This is a genomic window from Pseudomonas sp. NIBRBAC000502773 (assembly GCF_006517195.1).
GTDB classification, from domain to species: domain Bacteria; phylum Pseudomonadota; class Gammaproteobacteria; order Pseudomonadales; family Pseudomonadaceae; genus Aquipseudomonas; species Aquipseudomonas marginalis.
Genome location: NZ_CP041189.1, coordinates 59,156 through 77,988, shown reverse-complemented (window position 1 = coordinate 77,988; position 18,833 = coordinate 59,156). Strand labels below are relative to the sequence as shown.

The 18,833-nt window shown below is 61.0% G+C and carries 9 protein-coding genes and 1 pseudogene; 4 read left to right on the top strand and 6 right to left on the bottom strand.

Annotation, left to right across the window (positions count from 1 at the left end; genetic code table 11):
• Positions 1–19: 19 nt before the first annotated feature.
• The 4 genes and pseudogenes from NIBR502773_RS00320 to NIBR502773_RS00305 form a co-directional block, all read left to right on the top strand.
• Positions 20–2,494, top strand: a complete 2,475-nt coding sequence (locus NIBR502773_RS00320; RefSeq protein WP_141155026.1) for a hypothetical protein — start codon at positions 20–22, stop codon at positions 2,492–2,494.
• On the top strand, positions 2,494–6,801 hold the full coding sequence (locus tag NIBR502773_RS00315; RefSeq protein WP_141155025.1) for a hypothetical protein: 4,308 nt from the start codon (positions 2,494–2,496) through the stop codon (positions 6,799–6,801). The genes NIBR502773_RS00320 and NIBR502773_RS00315 overlap by 1 nt, the downstream gene beginning before the upstream one ends.
• A 28-nt stretch (positions 6,802–6,829) precedes the next feature.
• A complete protein-coding gene (locus NIBR502773_RS00310; RefSeq protein ID WP_141155024.1) occupies positions 6,830–9,154 on the top strand; it encodes a hypothetical protein in 2,325 nt (774 codons plus the stop codon).
• Between the two features lie 571 nt (positions 9,155–9,725).
• Positions 9,726–10,046: pseudogene (locus tag NIBR502773_RS00305) on the top strand (tyrosine-type recombinase/integrase); the annotation flags it as partial.
• Positions 10,047–10,143: 97 nt separating this feature from the next.
• Here the strand turns inward: NIBR502773_RS00305 and NIBR502773_RS00300 are convergent.
• The 6 genes from NIBR502773_RS00300 to NIBR502773_RS00275 form a co-directional block, all read right to left on the bottom strand.
• Positions 10,144–10,923 carry an ABC transporter ATP-binding protein gene (locus NIBR502773_RS00300; RefSeq protein WP_141155023.1) on the bottom strand — a complete coding sequence of 260 codons (780 nt, stop codon included), beginning with the start codon at positions 10,921–10,923 and terminating at the stop codon, positions 10,144–10,146.
• Between the two features lie 11 nt (positions 10,924–10,934).
• Positions 10,935–11,696, bottom strand: a complete 762-nt coding sequence (locus NIBR502773_RS00295) for an ABC transporter permease (protein ID WP_141155022.1) — start codon at positions 11,694–11,696, stop codon at positions 10,935–10,937.
• A gap of 9 nt (positions 11,697–11,705) precedes the next feature.
• Entirely contained in the window at positions 11,706–12,467 is a 762-nt protein-coding gene (locus NIBR502773_RS00290; protein ID WP_057012235.1) for an ABC transporter permease, read from the bottom strand.
• 170 nt (positions 12,468–12,637) lie between these two features.
• Positions 12,638–15,103 (bottom strand): TonB-dependent siderophore receptor, encoded by a 2,466-nt coding sequence (locus tag NIBR502773_RS00285; protein ID WP_141155021.1) that lies wholly within the window; start codon positions 15,101–15,103, stop codon positions 12,638–12,640.
• Positions 15,104–15,171: 68 nt separating this feature from the next.
• Entirely contained in the window at positions 15,172–17,412 is a 2,241-nt protein-coding gene (locus NIBR502773_RS00280; protein WP_065941388.1) for a TonB-dependent receptor, read from the bottom strand.
• 336 nt (positions 17,413–17,748) lie between these two features.
• Complete coding sequence (locus NIBR502773_RS00275) at positions 17,749–18,807, bottom strand: ABC transporter substrate-binding protein (RefSeq protein WP_065941389.1); 1,059 nt, start codon at positions 18,805–18,807, stop codon at positions 17,749–17,751.
• Positions 18,808–18,833: the final 26 nt, after the last annotated feature.

Sequence of the window (18,833 nt, the reverse complement as noted above, 5' to 3'; positions counted from 1 at the left end):
TACGTGTTGGAGATAAGCAGTGACTGATAATCGAGAACACCCCATTCAAGGGACGGTCAAATTCATCCAGCACAACCTGCCCGGGCTGGAGGCGGGCGAGTACCAGTTCACGGTCTCCCAGCGCGTCTCGCAGGAGCAGCAGCACTATGCCAATCAGTATCACTTTGCGGTGCAGGCGCCGCGTTTCACCCTCGACAGCAACGATATCCAGACCGTGTTCCCGCCTGACCAGACCCAGGGCGAATACACCGATACGTTGGCGCATGTAGTGTTTACCAAACAGACGTTGCCCTGGATGCGCCGCCCGAGTCTTGCTGAGCCGGTGGTCAGTTTTCCCGACCAGGAGCACGATCACGACGTGCCCACCTGGATGGCTGTGCTGATTTTCGACGAAGATGACGAGCTGGCTTTCAAGCAACAGGGGTTCAGTGCCAGCCCGAGCGCCGGCAAGCTGCGCGACCTGTTCTTCAAGCGTCCGCAGACGCAGATCGCGCAGGGCTATTCGTACTTCTACGCCGCCGCAGACCTGGACAGTTCAAGCGATGCGGCACGGCTGGAGAAGTATCTGGATTACGGCCAGCACGCGGACGACGCCTGCAACTACATTGATGTCCCATTAGGGTTGTTCTGGAGCGTTGCGCCGTCACTGGACGACTTGAAAATGATGGCCCACGTGCGCAATGTCGAGATCATCCGCAAGGCGACACAGAACGGCGTCCCGGCCTCGCGCAACGACCTTTCGAAAGTGCCGGGCACTTCCAACTTCGCCATCGTCACCGGCAACCGCCTGCCGCAAACCGGCAAGCGTTGTATCGCACACCTGGTGTCGTTGGAGGCCATGGAGCCGTTCCTGCCGATCGACCCGGCCACTTCGGACAACGGTGGCGAAGTCAGCCGGCCACGCTCCGTGCAGGCGCCGAACGAACCGGCGTTTGCCATCGATGACAAAGGGTTCATGCGCCTGGTCTCGCTGACGAGTTGGTCCTTCACCTCGACCGGTACGGGCAAGCGGTTCGAGCAGTTGCTGCTCGAACTCAAGCCAAAGAACCCGCTGGCAGGTCAGGCGACGCCGTCGACAGTCGCCGCCAACTTTGCTCTGGGCTTGCCGGTCGCGGCGGTGGAGGAGGGCGACACGGACGAAACCCGGCGGGCCAAGAATGCGCTGCAAATGGGCTATACGGCGCTCAAGCACCACACCCGCGATGCGGGCAATACCGTGTCGTGGTACCGCGGACCGCTGACGCCGTATCAGATCAAGACCGACACCGTGCCGCCGACCTGGACCTCCGCCGATGCCGCGACCCAGTACGACCCCGACACCGGGCTGTTCGATATTTCCTATGCGGCGGCATGGCAAATGGGTCAGTTGCTGGCCTTGCAGAACAAGCATTTCTCGGTGTTGCTCTACAATTGGCGCCGGGACAACCTGCGCGATGTCGTGGCGCAGATGGAAGCTATCGTGCTGCAGCAGTCGCTTGATGAAATCCAGCAGCAATTGCAAAGCGACTCGCTGATCTATCCCTTGCTCAAGCCCTTCCTGCCAACCCCCGACGCACTCCTGGCCACCGGCAACCTGGCTGTTGCTCGCGCCGGACGCGTCAGGTACCAACGGGAGGTGCTTTCGGACGCGACGCAGTTGCTCGCCATCGGCGACGCTCGGTTCAGCGTGCCGCTGGAGATCTACACCTGGCTGGCCAAGCTCAAGCTGCTCGATGGCGTCCCGTTCAACTATCTGGTGCCGGACGAGCGCATGTTGCCGCCGGAGTCGATACGCTTCTTCTATCTGGACGAGAACTGGATTCAGAGCTTGCTGGACGGTGCGCTGAGTATCGGCCGGGCCGTGACCGGTAATGCTGCCGACCCGACCATCGCCCACGATGTTGCGATCAAGGCCAGGGTCAATTTGCACACCACCCGGCATGCCTCGATCAGCCGCAGCATCGCGCTGGGGTTGAAAGACCAGGCCGAGGAAAAAATCGACATGGACGTGGTGAGCGGTTTCATTCTGCGCTCGGACGTGGTGCAGGGCTGGCCGGGGCTTGAAGTGAACGCTTATACCCCCGACGGCAAGGCGATGGACATTGTGCGCTTCGAGCGCCTGGCCCCCGGCGTGCTGTTGTGCCTGTTTGACCTCGACGGTCAGACGCTGGGCTCGGTGGATATCCATGAGCCCGCCGAAGGCTTGCACTTTGGCGTCGCGGCTACTGAGCCCAAAGCCATCAACCTGCGCTACAACTTCACCAACGCCACCCAAACGAATACGGCGGGCGAGCAGGTGCCTGGCGTGTTCCAGAGCGTACCGTTCCGGGATGCGAGTGAGCGGCGGCTGCTGCGCCTTTACCGGCTGTCAAAGAACCTGCACGACCCCAAGTACGGCGACTACATCCAGGGTATCTACAGCGGCTTCGACCATCTGCCGTCCTCCGAATTTGCCTTGCAAATGGTGAAGGGTGTCGGCCTCGTTTCGTTCGACCTCAGCGCAGGATCTGAATAATGACCTTGATCATCCCCGTCAACGTACAGGCATTGCGGGTCAGCCCGAACGACGCGAGCCTGGTGACCAAAAGCACTGAGCTGTTTTCCGGCGGCACGACCGCCTATGAGGGGCTGCCCTGGCGCGAACCGGGCCGTAACGGCGCCATCGTGCATAGCGGCACCTGGACCAAGGCCAACGTCAGCAGCAACACCTACAATCCCTTGAGCCAGAACGTGATCGAGCAGCTCAAGGCGGGCATCCACCTGCACTGGGCGCTGCCCGACACCATAGCCCAAGGGCGCCAGGCACCGGACGGCACGGTGGACTACCCGCCGGCACCCAACCGCTGGCTGGTGACGCGCATCCTCCAGGGGCAGCAGGGCACGCAAGTGAAACAGTGGGTGGTCGAGAGCGACTACCTGATGACGCCCGAGGAGTACGTCTCGGACTATTACCCCTCCAGCCAGCGCACCAGCATTTCCCTGCCGGTGGGCTGGGATGTACCACCTGGCTACGACATCGCCGGCAATGGCGGCGCCGCTTATTACCCGCCGTCGCGGCGCATGGGCCGGGTGTTCGAGCTGCAAACCTGGCAACCGGAGCCGGACTTGCCCGGTACAGCGCTGACGGATGTGCGCCACCTGCCAGCGTTCGTCCTGTCGGGTAGCAACTTCATGGCGCCTGGGCAAAGCCTGGGTGCGATCAGCGCGTTGGGCAACAGCGGGCCGACGTTCAGTGCCTATTACCCGGACTGCGCCAGTGCATTCGGCTTCCACGACACATTCCAGGATATAGGGCAGGGGTTTGACCTGGGCAATGCGCGCTTCGAGGTGTCGTACCAGGTCAGCGGCTGGCACAGCAGCGCGACGGACGACCCCTTGCAGAGTACAGCTTTCGAACAGGCGCTCGCGCAGGCTCGTGTCGACAACGGCAAGGCGCCGCTCGACGAGCAACTGACCCCGGAGCAACTGCTCGCCCAGGTGGTGGAAGGGTTTTACCTGTGGCAGTACACGCCCACGCCCGCACAGCTTCCCTCGCGCTGTGTCTACACGGCGCAGGTGGCGAACATCCCTTGGAATACCACCGGTCAGAACCCGGTGTTCCCCAATGCGAAGCCGGGATTTCCCAAGTGCTACCTGGTACCCGTGACCGACCGCGACGAATCAGTGCGCGCCGCCATGGGCAGTTCGAGTTCGTCGGCACTGGCCGCGCTGATCAAGGAGCAATGGCGCAACCGAAAACCCCAGGACCCCAAGGGCCAGCTTGACGGCGCCGGCCAGGAGATCGAAGACAACCTGGAATTTCTCCTGGATGCGCTGCAGATGGGTTTGCTGGAGCGGCTTGGCAGCTCGCTGACGCTGGTTCAGCTTGAGCAGGAAGTACATCAGAACGGCTTCGGCGCCCTGCAAGCCGGGCGCATTTGGATGATTCGGCAGAAGCAGACCAGTAGCGGCTCGCAGTACGCCGCGCCACAGGTGGTGCTGCCTGAGGATCACAATCAGTTGGGCGATAAGCTCAATGCGCTTAACCTGTACCAGCAGCGCCTGGATGCGTTGCTCAACATCATCGTGTCCTGCCGTCAGCAGATCTTCATGGATTGGTACAAGTACATCACCGGTCTCTACGACGATACCGGCTCAGTGCCTTTCGACGTCACGCAACTGAACACTTACCTGGCCGAGCAGATTCTCGATTTGTGGGCCAAGTTCGAAGCTGCCTTCGGCAAGGCCGCTGCCGCGTCCCCGGCCACCCAAAACATTCCGGTGTTTTACTGCGGGCCACAGGATTTTCTCAGTCAGGCCGCCGACGGCAGTTACGTCAGCAAGGCGTCCGCGCAGAGTCTGGTTGGGCAACTGGTGACGCAGGCCAATACGTTGGTGAGCCTGCTTGCCTCCTCCTACAGCCAGTTCGAATTGCAGACCACCAACGCCGCGCGCTTCTGGCAGCCCAACGAGCCGGTGCTGGTGGTGACCGGCGACACGCTGCAACCGGCCCGGCGCAACGGTAACGTCAAACGCCTGCCGTGCCGGCTTGGTGCTCAATTGCTGAGCCAGGTCAGCGCCAACACCAGCGGCGCCAGCCTGACGGCCGCCGCCCTGCAAAGCGCGTTGACGCTCGGTGTGCCCAAGGTCAATCCGGCCGGCAGCCCTGAAGCACGCGACCTGCAGCCGATTCTCGATGATCTGAGCCGTCTGCTGGGGGAAAAGTGCCTGCTCGACCCGTTGCTGGTGCCGCAGATCGCCGGGGCGCTCAAAGGGACCCCACAGACGGACGTCGCGGCCGCACAGCAAGCGCTCGTCGCGCAGATCCAGCAAGCCTGGACGGAAAACGCGGCGGCCCCGTGGAAAAACCTACCGATCATCGAAAACCCCAGCGAAACCAGCAACGGCCTCACGCTCACCTGGAGTGGGCAAGCGCCGCAGGGGCTGGCCCTGAACCATGCGCTCGATTGGCAGGACCCGTTCCTGCCGCTGTTCCTGGTCTGGGAAGCCACCTACGTGCCTTTCGAGCACAGCACCAACGGATCGCAGGACTATGAGGCCAGCTATATCACCGAGCAGTTCCAGCTGGATGAACGAGAGATCGAACTGGTCTTCGGCAAGACCCCGCCGCAACCGGCCAAGGGGCGGGTGAAGCTGACCGACAGCATCCTGTTGTCGTCCAAGGTGGCCGAGCCGCTGATCGAACAGTTGCGCCGCTACCTGCAACACAACGACAACCCCGACCTGCAAGCGATCGTGCAGTACCTGGTGGACAAACCGCTGCTGGCGCAAGGGTTGGGCGGGGTCAACGCCGGGTTCATCACCCGAGCGGCGGGCTTGCAGCTCAATCCGTTCAACCCGTTCTACGACGAGGAGTCGACGCCGACGGCGCTGGTCGACAGCTTTGACAACACGCAGTACGTCAACAGCCTGACCCATTTCGTGGCTTGGGCGGCGGGCGAGCAGACCGGACAGGTGCCGATCAGCCAGGAGAGTCTGTACAACCTGATGCGGGCCGGTTATTTCACCTTATCGAAACTGCAACTTGTCGATGTGTTCGGGCGCAAACGCCTGCTGGTCGACACCGAGGAGTTCGAGGACAGCAAGAAGGTCTCGGTGTCCTGGCAGATGCAGGCGCCCGACGGTGTCACAGGTAAAGGCTACTTGGCGCCTCGCATTGCCCAGCCCAGTCGTTTGCTGTTCCGCTGGCTGAGTGCCGGGAACGACGAAGTGCAGATGAACCCGGTGCCCTCGACGTCCCCACTGTGTGGTTGGATTGTGCCGAACTACCTGGAAAACGCGCTGATGCTGTTCACCGGCACCGGCGAGGTATTGGGTTCGCTTGGGGTATTTGGTGCGCAGCAGGCCGTTGCCTGGCATTCGGCGCCTGGCAATGCCGCCCGTTCGATGCAGGAAGACCTCGCCGACGCCAACCCGCACCTTGTGAAGTTGGCCACATTCATCCTGGGTAAACCCAGGGCATTTTTTGCCACCTTGCTAGGTACCATCGAAAATGCCCACACCTACATCCTGCCGGACGACAAACAGGCCGCTCAGGCCCAAGCAGTGCTGATGGGCCAGCCGCTGGCCCTGGTGCGCGCCGGCTTGCGTTGCGAGGTGCAGGGGCTGCCGGCGTTCGTGACCAGCAGCGACGAACTGGCGCGCTTGTTACCCGGCCAGAACGACAAGACTTATGACTGGACGCAACGCGACAGTGCCGACATACGCGGCATCGATATTCCGGTGCGCCTGGGTGATCGCGACCACCTCGAGGATGGATTGGTGGCGTACCTGCTCGACAGCGACACACCGTACACCACCCTCTATGCACCAGCGGCCCCCAGCCCGGGAGTCGCGGGGATCGAGCGGCCGACCGCGCAGACCATCACCCTGAATCTACACGCCAATATTGATCCGCCGACACACCCTTACGCCGATGCCAAGGCGCAGATTGACGATCTGCGAGATGTACGCATCCCGGCGCAGAAAACCCTGAGCCTGCTGGTCGACCCTCGGGCGATGGTGCATGCCACAACGGGCCTGTTGCCGGTGAAGGCCATCGGTATCCCACCGGACATCACGGCGGCGGCGCTGCGCAACATCGAAATGACCTTCTTTACCCATCCGATCCTGCGCAGCCAGCAGCGATTGAGCCTGCCGATACCGCCGGAATCGGGATTCGTCTGGGAATGGACCACTAGCGTGTTGCAGGACGGCCAGCAGGTTCCGCAGGACGAACCGTTACCGGCCAGCCAGGTGGGCGATCGGGCCGCGTTTTCCTATACACCGCAAACGGCCGAGGACGGCTGGCTCAAGCTGACGCCTGCGCCGCAAACCAAGTAGATACCGGGTAAACCAAAGGAGCCACGACATGGCTGTCAGCGCGACATTTTTGAACGACTCGACTCAAAAGCCCGAAATCTACATCGGGCGCTCGGACCTCGGCAGCTACACGCTAACCCTGCGCAGCCCCTCGGCGCTTACGGCCGTAGATATTCGCCTGCAATTCCCCGGCACTTTGTTCAATGCCCCGGATGTGGCGCAGATCAAGGTGCTCACTACCGGCTGGGCAGCGACAGTGCAGGGCAACATGCTGGTGCTCAAGGGGAGCCAGCTAATCGATGCGGGCGGCACTCTCATCATCAAGCTTGGCAGCGTTGTTTCAAGCCTCACCAGCCAGACCAACGCCGATCTCGGTGTGCGCGTTAACGGGCAGAACATCTCGCCGCCGTACAAGATCTTCCTGTTGCGTTACCCCGAGTTTGCCGGCGATCTGCGCCAGAACATGGCGGTGCAATTGTTGCCTGACAGCAGCGTTTATGTCACTCCGCTGGACAACGTCACCATCGAAAACCTGTTGGTGCTGCAGTTGACCAACCTCAAGCCCAGCGAGGACCTGGTCACCAAACCCTGGGTGGACACGCCGACTGTGCTGTTGTCCTTCGTCTATGGTGACAGCATCGGGGCGTTGACCCCGTCGGACCCCAAAGACCCGTTCTCGGCCTGGAACATCAAGACGTCGGTCGAGGCCACGTACCATGACGGCCATCAGACTTACGAATGGGATGCGACCAACCCCGACTCGGGTGCCGGTGCCAACGACCCGGTCTGGACGCTCAAGCCGGTCAACACTAACCGGGCCGTGCTGGGGCCCGCCAGCGGCGCGACGGCCGCTTTTGTCGTAGAGAAGATCACCACCCAGGCGCCCCGCGGGGCCACGGTGGCCTACCTGCAATACAGCGACTTCCCAGGCTATGACGATGGCTACTTCACCCTGGTGCTGCAAAAGCGCGAGCCGACGCCGAACATCATCTTTTTCAATGCCGTCCCTTCCAATCTGGCCAAGCTGGGGGACGAGGTCACTTTGCGTTGGCAGTGCTTCGACGTGCAGCAGGTCAAGCTGCAGTTCGGCGACACGACCCTCGACAGCGCAAAGGGGCAGATCGGCACTGGGGTGAGCGGCATTGACCACTACAAGATCAAGCTCGACACCACCACCCAGTTCACGCTCAATGCCTACAAGACCCTCAATGCAGCCACCCCGGATTTCACCACGCAGTTCACTGTGAATGTGCCGCCGGTGGCGCTGGATGCCTTTGTCGCCACTGCCTACAGCGGCACGCTGCCGGCCAGGGTGAGCCTGACCTGGCAGACCCGCGCCGCCTTGTCGGCGGTTATCAGCGCACCGGGGCAAAGCGATTACGTGATTCCCCGGGGCGACCTTGTTTCGGGCAGTTATCCAGTGTTTCCGCAGAAGCCGATCACCTACACCCTGACTGTGCAAGGGCAGGGTGGACCGTTGAGCAAGTCCTTAGACCTGTTCTTCCTGAACCGGGGTTGGAACACCTTTAATAGCGGTACTGACTTCAAAGCGCTCAGTGGGGCCGTCCTGCTGGGTAACGCCAATACCTTGTGGCTGTTTTCGCCAGACACGGCCAAAGCGATCTTCAACACGCGTGACGGGCAGACCTGGACCCAGGTCGCGGGTTTCGACGACAGTTTTCCGGCGCGTTCGAATGCCGGCGGCGTGTACTGGAAAGGCAAGTTTTGGCTGATGGGTGGGGACACCGGAGCGCAGCGTCTGAATGACGTCTGGAGCAGCAATGACGGCATGCAATGGACCCAGGTGACCGCGAATGCGGCCTGGTCCGGGCGCAGTGATTTCGGCTGCGTGGTGTTCAAGGATAAACTGTGGGTGCTGGGGGGCTCTGGCCAGAGCTATCAGCCTCTCAATGATCTGTGGTGCTCAAGCGACGGCAGCAACTGGCAAAAGGTCGGTACGGCCGGCTGGACGCCGCGTTCGCGGTTTGGGATCGCTGCATCGGACACCACCCTGTATGTCGTTGGCGGACAGACCGATATCAACACGGTCAGCAATGATGTGTGGATCAGCAGCCAGGGGAGCACGTGGGAAGAGCAGCCGCCGCTGCCGGCGTCGGCTCGCTCGTCTCCGACGGTGTTCACCCGCGACGGTGGCGTGTTTGTCCTGGGCGGTGTCGCGCCGGATGGCTCGGCACTGGGGGATCTCAATTGTTATTCGGACAATGGCTGGAGTGTGCTGCCGGGCTTGGCCTGGAGTATATCGCGCCCGGGCTCCACATCATTTCGCGGTGGCGTGTGGATTGCAGGTGGGACCACCGGGACCCATACCCCGAGTGCCGGGCCAAACAAGACGGTGTATGCGTTGATGCTCTAGGCTGGCTTTGTCGCCAGCCAACTGACCGAGTTGACAACCGCTGCCTGAGGCGCGGCGGGCAGAGGATGGGTTTTCGGGGTGAGCTGGCCCAGCGGTGAGGAGGTAGAGTGCACCGCCCGGATATCCTGTAGTGGTCCAGCCCCCCTCGTTCACCTGACCACTGGAAGTGAATGGCGCTACAGGGTTTGTGGAAAGGCAGAAATGATCAGATGAACAGTCTACCCGACGACGCCTAAAGACTCTCAGGGTCGCCAAAGAACATTTTGACTAGGCTCTAGCGCAGTATTTTCAGGTCGGAAAACCTAAAATATGCCCCCAGTTTTGCCCCCAGTAGCGCGGGATATGCGGGTGATCGAGATTGGCGATCTCTGAGGCGGAGCAGGGTGGTCGTCGATGGCTTTCAGTGTAACTCCTCATCGGATCTGACGGGAGGGGGCAGGGCTCATCAAGGACCAGCTAATCCGCTCTCGGTCGAGAACAGCAACTCCGATCGGCTGTGTTCGACCTAATATTTGCATCCGCGTAATTTGTTTGCTGGGCTTGGAGGTGTCTACGAAACCAAGAGCGATTCATGGTGAAACAACTCCAGCTAGCGATGCGGAAGCCAGGTAAGCAGACCCAAAATGTACCGCCTTATATCGTGCCGCTGTCGGTTCAGGCGCTGGAGATCGTGCGTCACTTGCTGGACCAGGTTGTTCCCGCACAGCGCTACTTATTTGCGCATCGAAGCGATCTAAGCAAACGCATCAGCGAGAACACGCTGAATGGCGCGTTGCGTCGAATGGGGTATGCCGATCAACTCACTGGTCATGGGATGAGGGCGACGATCTCGACGGCGCTGAACGAGATCGGATACCCAAAGGTGTGGGTGGATGCTCAGCTTTATTCCGCCGCGAATCGACCGGTAACCCTCACGGGCAAAGCGTCGCGCCAATGCAGCGCCAAGTTAGACGTACGGGATCGGAAGGTGCAGCCTGTGAGCGGCAGGCTCAATGCCCTACCAATTCTTCCAGCAACTGCTCCTTGTACCCCTGTAGCACTGATGATGTCCGATCCCTCGGATGGGGCAGGTCTATCTGGATTTCATGCTTGATCCGGCCAGGATGTGCGTCCATCACGATCACTCGATCTCCCAGGTATAACGCCTCTTCAATATCGTGGGTGACCATAATCACCGTGCAACGCTGCTGTACCCAGATGCGTTGCAGCTCGCGCTGCAGGTGCACGCGGGTCAAGGCATCGAGGGCGCCCAGCGGTTCATCCAGTAGCAACACTTTGGGTTTGTTGATCAGCGCCCGGGCGATCGCGGCGCGCTGCGCCATACCGCCTGAGAGCTGATGGGGGTAGGCATTTTCAAATCCTTCAAGGTTCACCAGCGTGATGTGTTCAGCTACCTGACGGTCTTTCTCCGCCTGGGGCAGTTTGTGGTTTTTCAGGGCCAGGGCGATGTTCTGGCTGACGGTCATCCACGGGAATAGGCGGTGGTCCTGGAACACGATGCCGCGTTCCAGGCTGGTGGCGACGATACGTTTGCCGTCCAGCAAAATATCGCCTTCGTATTCGGCTTCCAGGCCGACAATCAGTCGCAGCAGAGTGGATTTTCCGCAGCCGCTGGCGCCGACAATGCTGACAAACTCGCCAGGGCGCACGTCGAGCTGGATATCGTGCAACACCGGCAGTGAACGGCCCTCGATCTGGTATGTCTTGTTCAGGCCGCGAATCTGCAGCGCACCGGTTTGCGCGTAAAGTGGGGAAGCGATTGCGTTCATATCAGGGCCTTTCAACGGAGGTTGCGCCAGCGCAACAGGTGGCGGCTCAGTAGGGTGAATAACAGGGTCATCAGGTAGCCGAGCAAGCCGATGCACAGCACGCTGAGCACGATCACTTCCATGCGCGAGCCGGCCTCTGCGTTCATCATCAGATTGCCCAGGCCTGCCCCGGAGGACAGGAACAATTCACTGCCTATCGCGGTGACCCAGGCGAATGCCAGCGCGTGCAGCACGCCGGTGGCGATACTCGGCAGCGCCGCCGGCAGCAGCATCTGGGTGAATTGCTGAACAGGAGTGAGCACCAGCACCTGGCCGACTTCCCGGTAACGGCGCTCCACATGGCTGAAACCCTGGTAGGTGTTGAGTACCATCGGGTAAAACGCGGCAAGGGTGACGATCAGCACTTTGGAAAACTCGCCGTTGCCGAACCACATCGCAATCAGCGGGATCCAGCCAAGCATCGGCACCTGACGAATCGAGTGGAACAGCGGGCCGATCAAACGGTTGGCTACACTGGACAGTGCCATCAGCACCCCCAGCATCACGCCGAACACAATGCCCAGTAGCAAGCCACTGCTGGTGCGCGCCAGGCTTGCCAGGAGGTTGACCAGTAGTTCGCCGTTGCCGAGCATTTCCAGCAACGCCGAGCCGATTGCCGATAACGGCACGAAGGCATAGGCGCCGGCAGCGTCCTGACGTGAGGCGTATTCCCAGGCGAGCACCAGCAGCAGTGGCAGCAGCAGTCCTCGGGATTTCTTCAGTAAGGGCAGCATATGAGGCTCCTAGCGGGTCTGCCAGCGAAACAGGCGCTGTTCGATACGGCGAAAGGCATAGTCGAGGGCAAACCCAATCACCCCGGTGACCACTACACCGACCATCACCACATCGATGCGCAGCATCTGCCGGGCCATCTCGATCATCTGCCCCAGCCCACTGTCGGCCGCCAGCAACTCAGTGGCCACCAGCACCACCCATGCACGGGTCAAGCTGATGCGAAAGCCGGTGATGATCGGCGGCGCTGCGGCGGGCAGGGCCACAAGGCGCACAAAGGTCGGCCAGCGCAAGCGGTACACGTCGGCCACTTCGAAGTAACTGCGCGGAATGCCGCGTACCCCTTCTCCTGCTGCGAGTGCCACCGGGAAGAACGCGGTTTTGGCGACGATGATGATCTTGAAGGTTTCATCAATGCCGAACAGCAGCACGAACATCGGGATCAAGGCGATGCTGGGGATCTGGCGCAGGGTGTGGAACAGCGGCCCGCAGTACACCTGGACGTTCTTGGACAAGGCCATCAGCACGCCGAAGGCCAAGCCACACAGCGAACCAATGCCAAATCCCAGGCCGAGCCGCGACAAGCTATTACCCAGGTGTTCGAGCAACTCGCCGCTGGCCAGCAGTTCTTCGAAGGTGTGCAGCACCTGGGCCGGTGGTACTAGCAGGTTGCGCGGGAAAATCCCGAGATGGGCCACCCACGTCCAGACGGCGAGCAAAGCCAGGGGGGAGATCAGCCAGGTGAGAGCGGTGAACAATCGATGGGTGCGCATGGCAAGTCTTTTTCAGCGAAGTACAACGTGTCCATCGCAAAACATGTGCCACAACCCAACCCATCTGTAGGAGCCCGGCTTGCCGGCGATTAGGCCCGTAAGATCAGCTCATGGCAAACGGGCAATTGGTGATGGGGTGCTGCTGGGGCAGCACCCATTCAGCAGCCGCCTCAGAAGTCGTAGCTCACGCTGGTGTAATAAAACGCCCCCTGTGCGCCTTCCGGGCTGGTGATGGAGTATTTCGGTACCCCATACAGCTGCGCACCATCGGATTTGTCAGGGTGGGTATCGAACAGATTGATCGCACCCACCGAGACTTTTACGCCCTTGTGGAAGGTGTACGACAGGTCGAGATCGGTCACCCATTGCGGGCTGTAGGTTTGATCGAGGCTGGGATTGGTGGCATTGAGGCTTTTCCATTCGCCATAGCGGCGCTGGGCCACGGTCAGGCCCCAGTTTTCATACAGCCAGTTGGCGCTCAGGGTCAGCTTGGTGTCCGGCGTGCCTTCCTCGATCAGGCCCTGTGTGTTGCGCCCGACAATCTGCGAACCCTTGATATTGCCCACATCGCGCAAGCCGGTGATGGTGGTGTCGGTCTTGGCAAAGCCACCGCTCAGGTTCAGGCGACCCCATTGCTGCAGGTCCCACTGGTAATTGCCGGTCAACTCGATACCGTCGGTGCGGGTGTCGGCGACGTTGGTGTAGAACGCCGCGCTTTGGATATTGGCGTAGGGCGTACCGGCAAAGATCGGCGTGACCACGCTGGCGGGTAACTGGTCGGAAAGGGTGATGCGGTTATCGATGTTGATGCGGTACGCGTCCACCGTGACCGAGGCATTTTCCAGTGGGCGCCAGACCAGGCCCAGGGAATAGTTGGTCGACTCCTCTGGCTTGAGCGCCTTGCCGCCAAGCGCCTGGGCTTCCGGGCTGTTCGCGCGCAACGTACGTTGTTGCACCTCGACGAAGTTGCCGCTGCCCGGCGGTTGCTCTACCACCTGCACACTGAACGAGGACATGCCGCTCTGCACCAGCGAAGGCGCGCGATAGCCGGTACTCGCAGTGGCCCGTGCGGCGATCTGTGGGGTGAAGTCGTAGCGCAGGGACAGTTTGCCGTTGGTGGTGTCGCCAAAGTCCGAATAGTGCTCGGTACGCACCGCCACGCCGGCCTGGAATTTCTCGGTAATCTGGCCTTCGACGTCAATGTAGGCGCCCAGTACCTTGCGATCCAGCGAGGCGGCATCTACCTGGGTGATGCCTGAGTAATAACCGGGAATCCGGCGCCCGGTGATCGGGTCGGCCGTATTGAACAGCGGGCCGTTCTGCCAGCCTGCCGCTTCACCCGCGCTCAATTGGTAGTTTTCCTTGCGCCAGGCCAACCCGGCGGAGAGTGTCAGCGGCTTGAACAACAGGGCGGTGGGGAAGTCACGCACCCAGTCCAGGGTCAAGTTGGTCTGGTCGTTTTCGCGCTCTCCGGTGTAGATCTTCGATGGGCTATTGGTGCCGTAGCTGGGGTTGATCGCATTGCGGTCGGTGGATTTGAGGGTGTTGTTGCCATGATTGAGCGCCAGGTCGAATTTGCCCAGGCGCTCGTTCTCCCAACGCAGCCCGCCGGTCACCGCATAATCCTCCAGGCCGTAGCGGGTGATCGGCAAGCGGCCGTCCGGGTAGCGCGCCAACGCGTTACTGCCGTAGTTGTTACGCAAGGTGGTAGGCGGGTCGAAGAAACCTTCGGCGTCGGTGTTCTTGTGGGAGTAGGTGACGAAGCCGTAGGCGGTCAGGCTCTCGCCGATGCCGACCTCGCTGTTGGCCACGAAGTTGTACTGGTCCGAGACATTGCCTGCCCCCCAACGCCAGGTGCGGTAGCGGTTATTCTGCTCGCGGGGCGTGTTAACGCTGGTATCGCCGGGGTAAAAGATCCGGTTGTCGGGGTTGGTGTCGCTGGCCGGGTCCTGGCTGCCGGCGTCGAAGCTCAAGGTCAGGAAGCCGTCGTTGGGCAGCGTGAAACCCTTCCAGCCGTTGAGCTTACGCTGCAGGCCATCGCCTTTGTCATAGCCGCCAAAGCGATAGCCCAGGTTGCCGCCGTCGTCGTTTTCCTTGAGCACAATGTTGATTACCCCCGCGATGGCGTCGGAGCCATATTGGGCTGCGGCGCCGTCGCGCAGGATCTCTACGCGCTGGATCGCACTCAACGGAATCAGGCTCAAGTCCACCGCTGCCGCGCCACGCCCATTCACCAGGCTCTGACGGGTGATATTCGCGCTGCTGTGACGGCGCTTGCCGTTGACCAGCACCAGCACTTGGTCCGACGCCAAGCCACGCAGCGAAGCGCCCTGGGCGATGGAGCCGCCGAAGGCTCCTTGAGGTGATTGTGGGAAGTTGAACGACGGCGACAAGGCGGTGAGGGCGCCGGAGAGGTCGGTGGCGCCGGTCTGCTGCAATTGCTCGCCGGACAGTACGTCGACGGGGGCTGCGCTTTGCAGGGCGGTCAGGTCGCTGCGGCGGGTGCCGAGTACCACTACGGTGTCCAGGTGATCGTTTTTTGCAGTGGGCTGCGTATCGTCTGCCGCAAAGACAGGCACGGCAAGGCTGCCCATGACCAGCGCAATGGCGCCGGCCAACGGAGTGCGTTGGAACATAAAAAGGTCCTTTCAGAATGTAGGAGCCCGGCTTGCCGGCTCCTACAGGGAGTGGAGGTGTGGTTGGGTTAGAAGCGGCTGGTCACGCTCAGCCCTACGGTGCGAGGGTCGCCGTAGGTGATCACGTACTGGCCCAAGCCGCCGTTCGGCCGGCCATGGACTTGGTAGCGGCGGTCGGTGAGGTTGTTGACGAAGCCGGTGACGCTGAGTTTTTCGTCGGTGCTGTACCAGGTCAGCCGACTGTTGGCCAAGGTGTAGTGAGGCTGGCTCAGGTCCTTGTCGGCGCTGCTCTGGCGGTCGGCGAGGAAGTATTCCTTGTCGCGGAAACTCACATCCGCCCCCGCCACCAGCTTGCCGCCGATTTCCAGTGGGATGGTGTAGTCGCCGCCCAAGGACACCACATTACGCGGCGAGCGCACGAAGCTGTTGCCGCTGTAGTCGCCGGTGACGGCGCCGGTGGTGGGGTTGGTGTTTTTGAAATCGGTGTATTCGCTGTCCAGGAACGAGATCGCTGCGCGCAGGTGCAGGTAGTCGGTGGGTTGGCCTTCCAGCTCAAGCTCGGCACCTTTGACCTTACCCTTGGCGCCGTTGGTCAAGGCGGTTGTCAGTACTCCGTTGTTAACCGTCAGCAGGTTCACCTGAATGTCCGAATAGTCGTAGTAGAAGATATTCGCGTTGGCGGTCAGGCGATGGTTGAACCACTCGGACTTCACGCCGAACTCATAGGCGTCGAGTTGTTCCGGGTCTACCGTGGTCAGTTGCGACAGGCTGGTGGACAACCCGGTGTTGAAACCGCCGGAACGGAAGCCATGGGCGTAGCGGAAAAACACGCGCACGTTGTCGTTGATGCGGTATTCCGGGGTCAGGTCGTAGGTCCAGGCTTCCCATGTTTTATCCTCCTGGCGATTGCCGTTGCTGCCGGCGGCGGCGAGCGGGATCAATGGGCCGTTGGCGGTGGCGCGGGTCAACTGGGTCAGGCTGAGGTCGATGTCTTTCTTTTCCTGGGTCCAGCGCAGGCCACCGGTAACGCTGAAGTTGTCGGTGAAGTCGTAGGTCAGGTTGCCGAATAGCGCGTAGCTGTCAGTATTATGGTCGTAGCTCAGGTCACGAAAATCCGTGGCGCCCCCAATCTGGTTCGAACCTGTGCCATTGGGGGTCGGGCCGGGCTGGATAAAACGCCCGGCGGTGCTATCCAGATCTTCATGGAAATAGTGCGCACCCGCCAGCCAGCGCAGGGTTTCCTGCTGGGGCGAGGCCAGGCGGATTTCCTGGGAATACTGAGCGTATTTGTTGTCTGCGGTGGAGGTCCCGTTGACCTCGTACGGCGTGTAGTCGCCGTCACTGCTGGACTGGCCGCGAATATAGTCATAGGCGCTGATGGACGTGAGGGTGTAGTCGCCCAGGTGCCAGTTAAGGGTCAGCGAAGTACCGTCGTGATTGAGCTTGGAATCGTCTTTCACATTGAGCGCGATATCGCGCCCGGCCGGCCGCTGGTAGCCCACGTTGTAATAGCGGCCCAGGGTCAGCGCACCGTTGGCGCCATCGCCCTTGAACTCGCGGCTGTGGATCTTCCACAGCGCGTCCAGGTCGTCGTTGAGCTGGGCGAAGAACTGCAGGCGCACGGCCTTTTTGTTCACGTCACCGTAGGTGTGATCGTCCACCAGGTTCTTCTGGAAACCGTCGCGCTCTTCGGAGTACAGCGAGATCCGCGCGGCGAGTTTCTCATCCACCAGGGCCCCGCCGAGGGCGCCGCTGAGGATGCGTTCGTTCTTGCTGCCAAAGCCGATGGTGCCGAAACCGTCGGTGTCGAACGTCGGTTTCTTCGAGATGATATTTACCGCGCCGGCCGTGGTGTTCTTGCCGTAGAGCGTGCCCTGTGGCCCGCGCAGGATCTCGATGCGCTCCAGGTCCCACAGCGGGCCGCCACCGGCAATCGGTGCATTCAGGTACACGTCATCGGCATAAATGCCTACGGGGTAAACCGTGGCCGCACCAGTGTCGCCAGTGCCCAGCCCGCGGATGTACCAGCGCGGGCGACCGTCGCCGTCGGGATTCTTGGCCGAGGCGTTGGGAATGAAGGTGGTGATGTCGCCCATGTTACGTACGCCATCGGCGACGATGCTGGTGCCCTGGACCGCCGATACCGCCACCGGAACCTCTTGAAGGGTTTGCTCGCGGTGTTGCGCGGTGACGGTCACGGTCTTGAGTGACGGCTCGGTCTTGCTGGCGTCGTCTTCAGCGGCGTGCGTGCTGCCGGCGACGAGCAAAGCGAGCCAAAGGCCCTTGGTGATCGGATTGATTTTATGCATTGCAGTCTCCCCCGGAAAATATGTCCTTAAGGGGGGTAGAGCAGAGATCGTGCCAAGAGGATTTCAGTGTTGATACATGATCATAAGCTACTGATTTTAATTATAAAAAAAATATATAAAGCTGAGTTTTATAACGCTTTCAAGAGGCGTGAAAACGACCTGCGGAGGATTCAGCAGAAAGTGCGCGCAGTGTGTTGCTGGAGCAGCAGGGAAAGTGTTGCCAGGCCAGCACCGCTGGCACTGATCACACATTAATTGTAGGAGCCCGGCTTGCCGGCGATGGCGTTTTCACGGCTGCCATCGCCGGCAAGCCTGGCTCCTACAGGTAGGGTAGGACTAAACAGCGACGCGCGAAGTGGAACCAATGACTTTTTCCAGCACGCTGAAGTCGATCCAGTCGCGCACATCGAAGCGGCGCGGAATGAAGTTCCAGCGGAACAGGAAGTCGGTAAAATCCTGCAATGCATCGATCGAGCGCGAGTCCAGCGTGGTCCGCAGTCGACGGTGCGCATCTTCACCATAGGCGGCCGTGACCCAGTATTCGCTGGTATTGAGTTCTTTGGCGAGAAAGCGCCGGGTTTCATCCGGGTTGGCCCAGGCCCACTGCTCGGTGCGCAGCACGGTATCGACGATTTTCACGCTGGCATCGAAATGCTCTTGCAGCAGGTTGATATCCACGGTGAGGGTGCGCGGCGTGCCGTTATTGCTGCGGATCAACGGGTCAGGGTGCGAGCCAGTATCTACTACGACATGCAAGCCGAACTCATTGGCCAAGTGCACAGCGTGGGCGCCCTTGAGAAAGATCGCGTCGATATCGCCGCGCAGCAGGCCGATCAGTTCATTGTTGCGCCGGCTGAAGCGGCTGACCCCCAGTCCGATTTCGGGGCCATACACATAGGAGGTCTGGTTATCGCTGTAGGTCCCGCCATAGGGGTAATCCACCAGTTCCACGTCCGACACGTTCAAACCTTCGAGTTTGAGTGCGTTTTCCAGGCCACGCAGGGCCTGGGCACGCGTGAAGTCGATCTGTACGTTGGCCCACTTGGGCAGACCGAAACGGCGGTTTTTCAGGTCGCGTACGTTCTTGACTCCGCTCTCTGCGGTGGTCAGGATCAACTGCACCTCGTCGCTCCACGACAAGCCCAGCACGCGGGTTTCGACGCCACTGGCGTAGGCCCAGATCGCCGGGATATTGCCACCGTGGCGCACCGAATTCTGCAGGTGATGGTCATAGTGGGCTTCGCGCACTTCCCGCTCGGTGGACTCGCGCAACGATTGGATATTGGTGCCAAAGGGCAGGAAGGCTTCGGCCAGTCGCCCGGACTGCACCGCGATGCCAAGCCCGGTGGGGACCGGGCTGTGGGTATACCAGAGAGTATCGAGTGGTTTGCTCATAAAATTCTTCGTTCAAATCCATGAAA

What these genes read in the sequence shown, in the direction of transcription:
- NIBR502773_RS00315 (WP_141155025.1), top strand. Translation starts at nt 2,494, where the DNA reads ATGACCTTGATCATCCCCGTCAACGTACAGGCATTGCGGGTCAGCCCG.
- NIBR502773_RS00310 (WP_141155024.1), top strand. Translation starts at nt 6,830, where the DNA reads ATGGCTGTCAGCGCGACATTTTTGAACGACTCGACTCAAAAGCCCGAA.
- NIBR502773_RS00300 (WP_141155023.1), bottom strand. Translation starts at nt 10,923, where the DNA reads ATGAACGCAATCGCTTCCCCACTTTACGCGCAAACCGGTGCGCTGCAG.
- NIBR502773_RS00295 (WP_141155022.1), bottom strand. Translation starts at nt 11,696, where the DNA reads ATGCTGCCCTTACTGAAGAAATCCCGAGGACTGCTGCTGCCACTGCTG.
- NIBR502773_RS00290 (WP_057012235.1), bottom strand. Translation starts at nt 12,467, where the DNA reads ATGCGCACCCATCGATTGTTCACCGCTCTCACCTGGCTGATCTCCCCC.
- NIBR502773_RS00285 (WP_141155021.1), bottom strand. Translation starts at nt 15,103, where the DNA reads ATGTTCCAACGCACTCCGTTGGCCGGCGCCATTGCGCTGGTCATGGGC.
- NIBR502773_RS00280 (WP_065941388.1), bottom strand. Translation starts at nt 17,412, where the DNA reads ATGCATAAAATCAATCCGATCACCAAGGGCCTTTGGCTCGCTTTGCTC.
- NIBR502773_RS00275 (WP_065941389.1), bottom strand. Translation starts at nt 18,807, where the DNA reads ATGAGCAAACCACTCGATACTCTCTGGTATACCCACAGCCCGGTCCCC.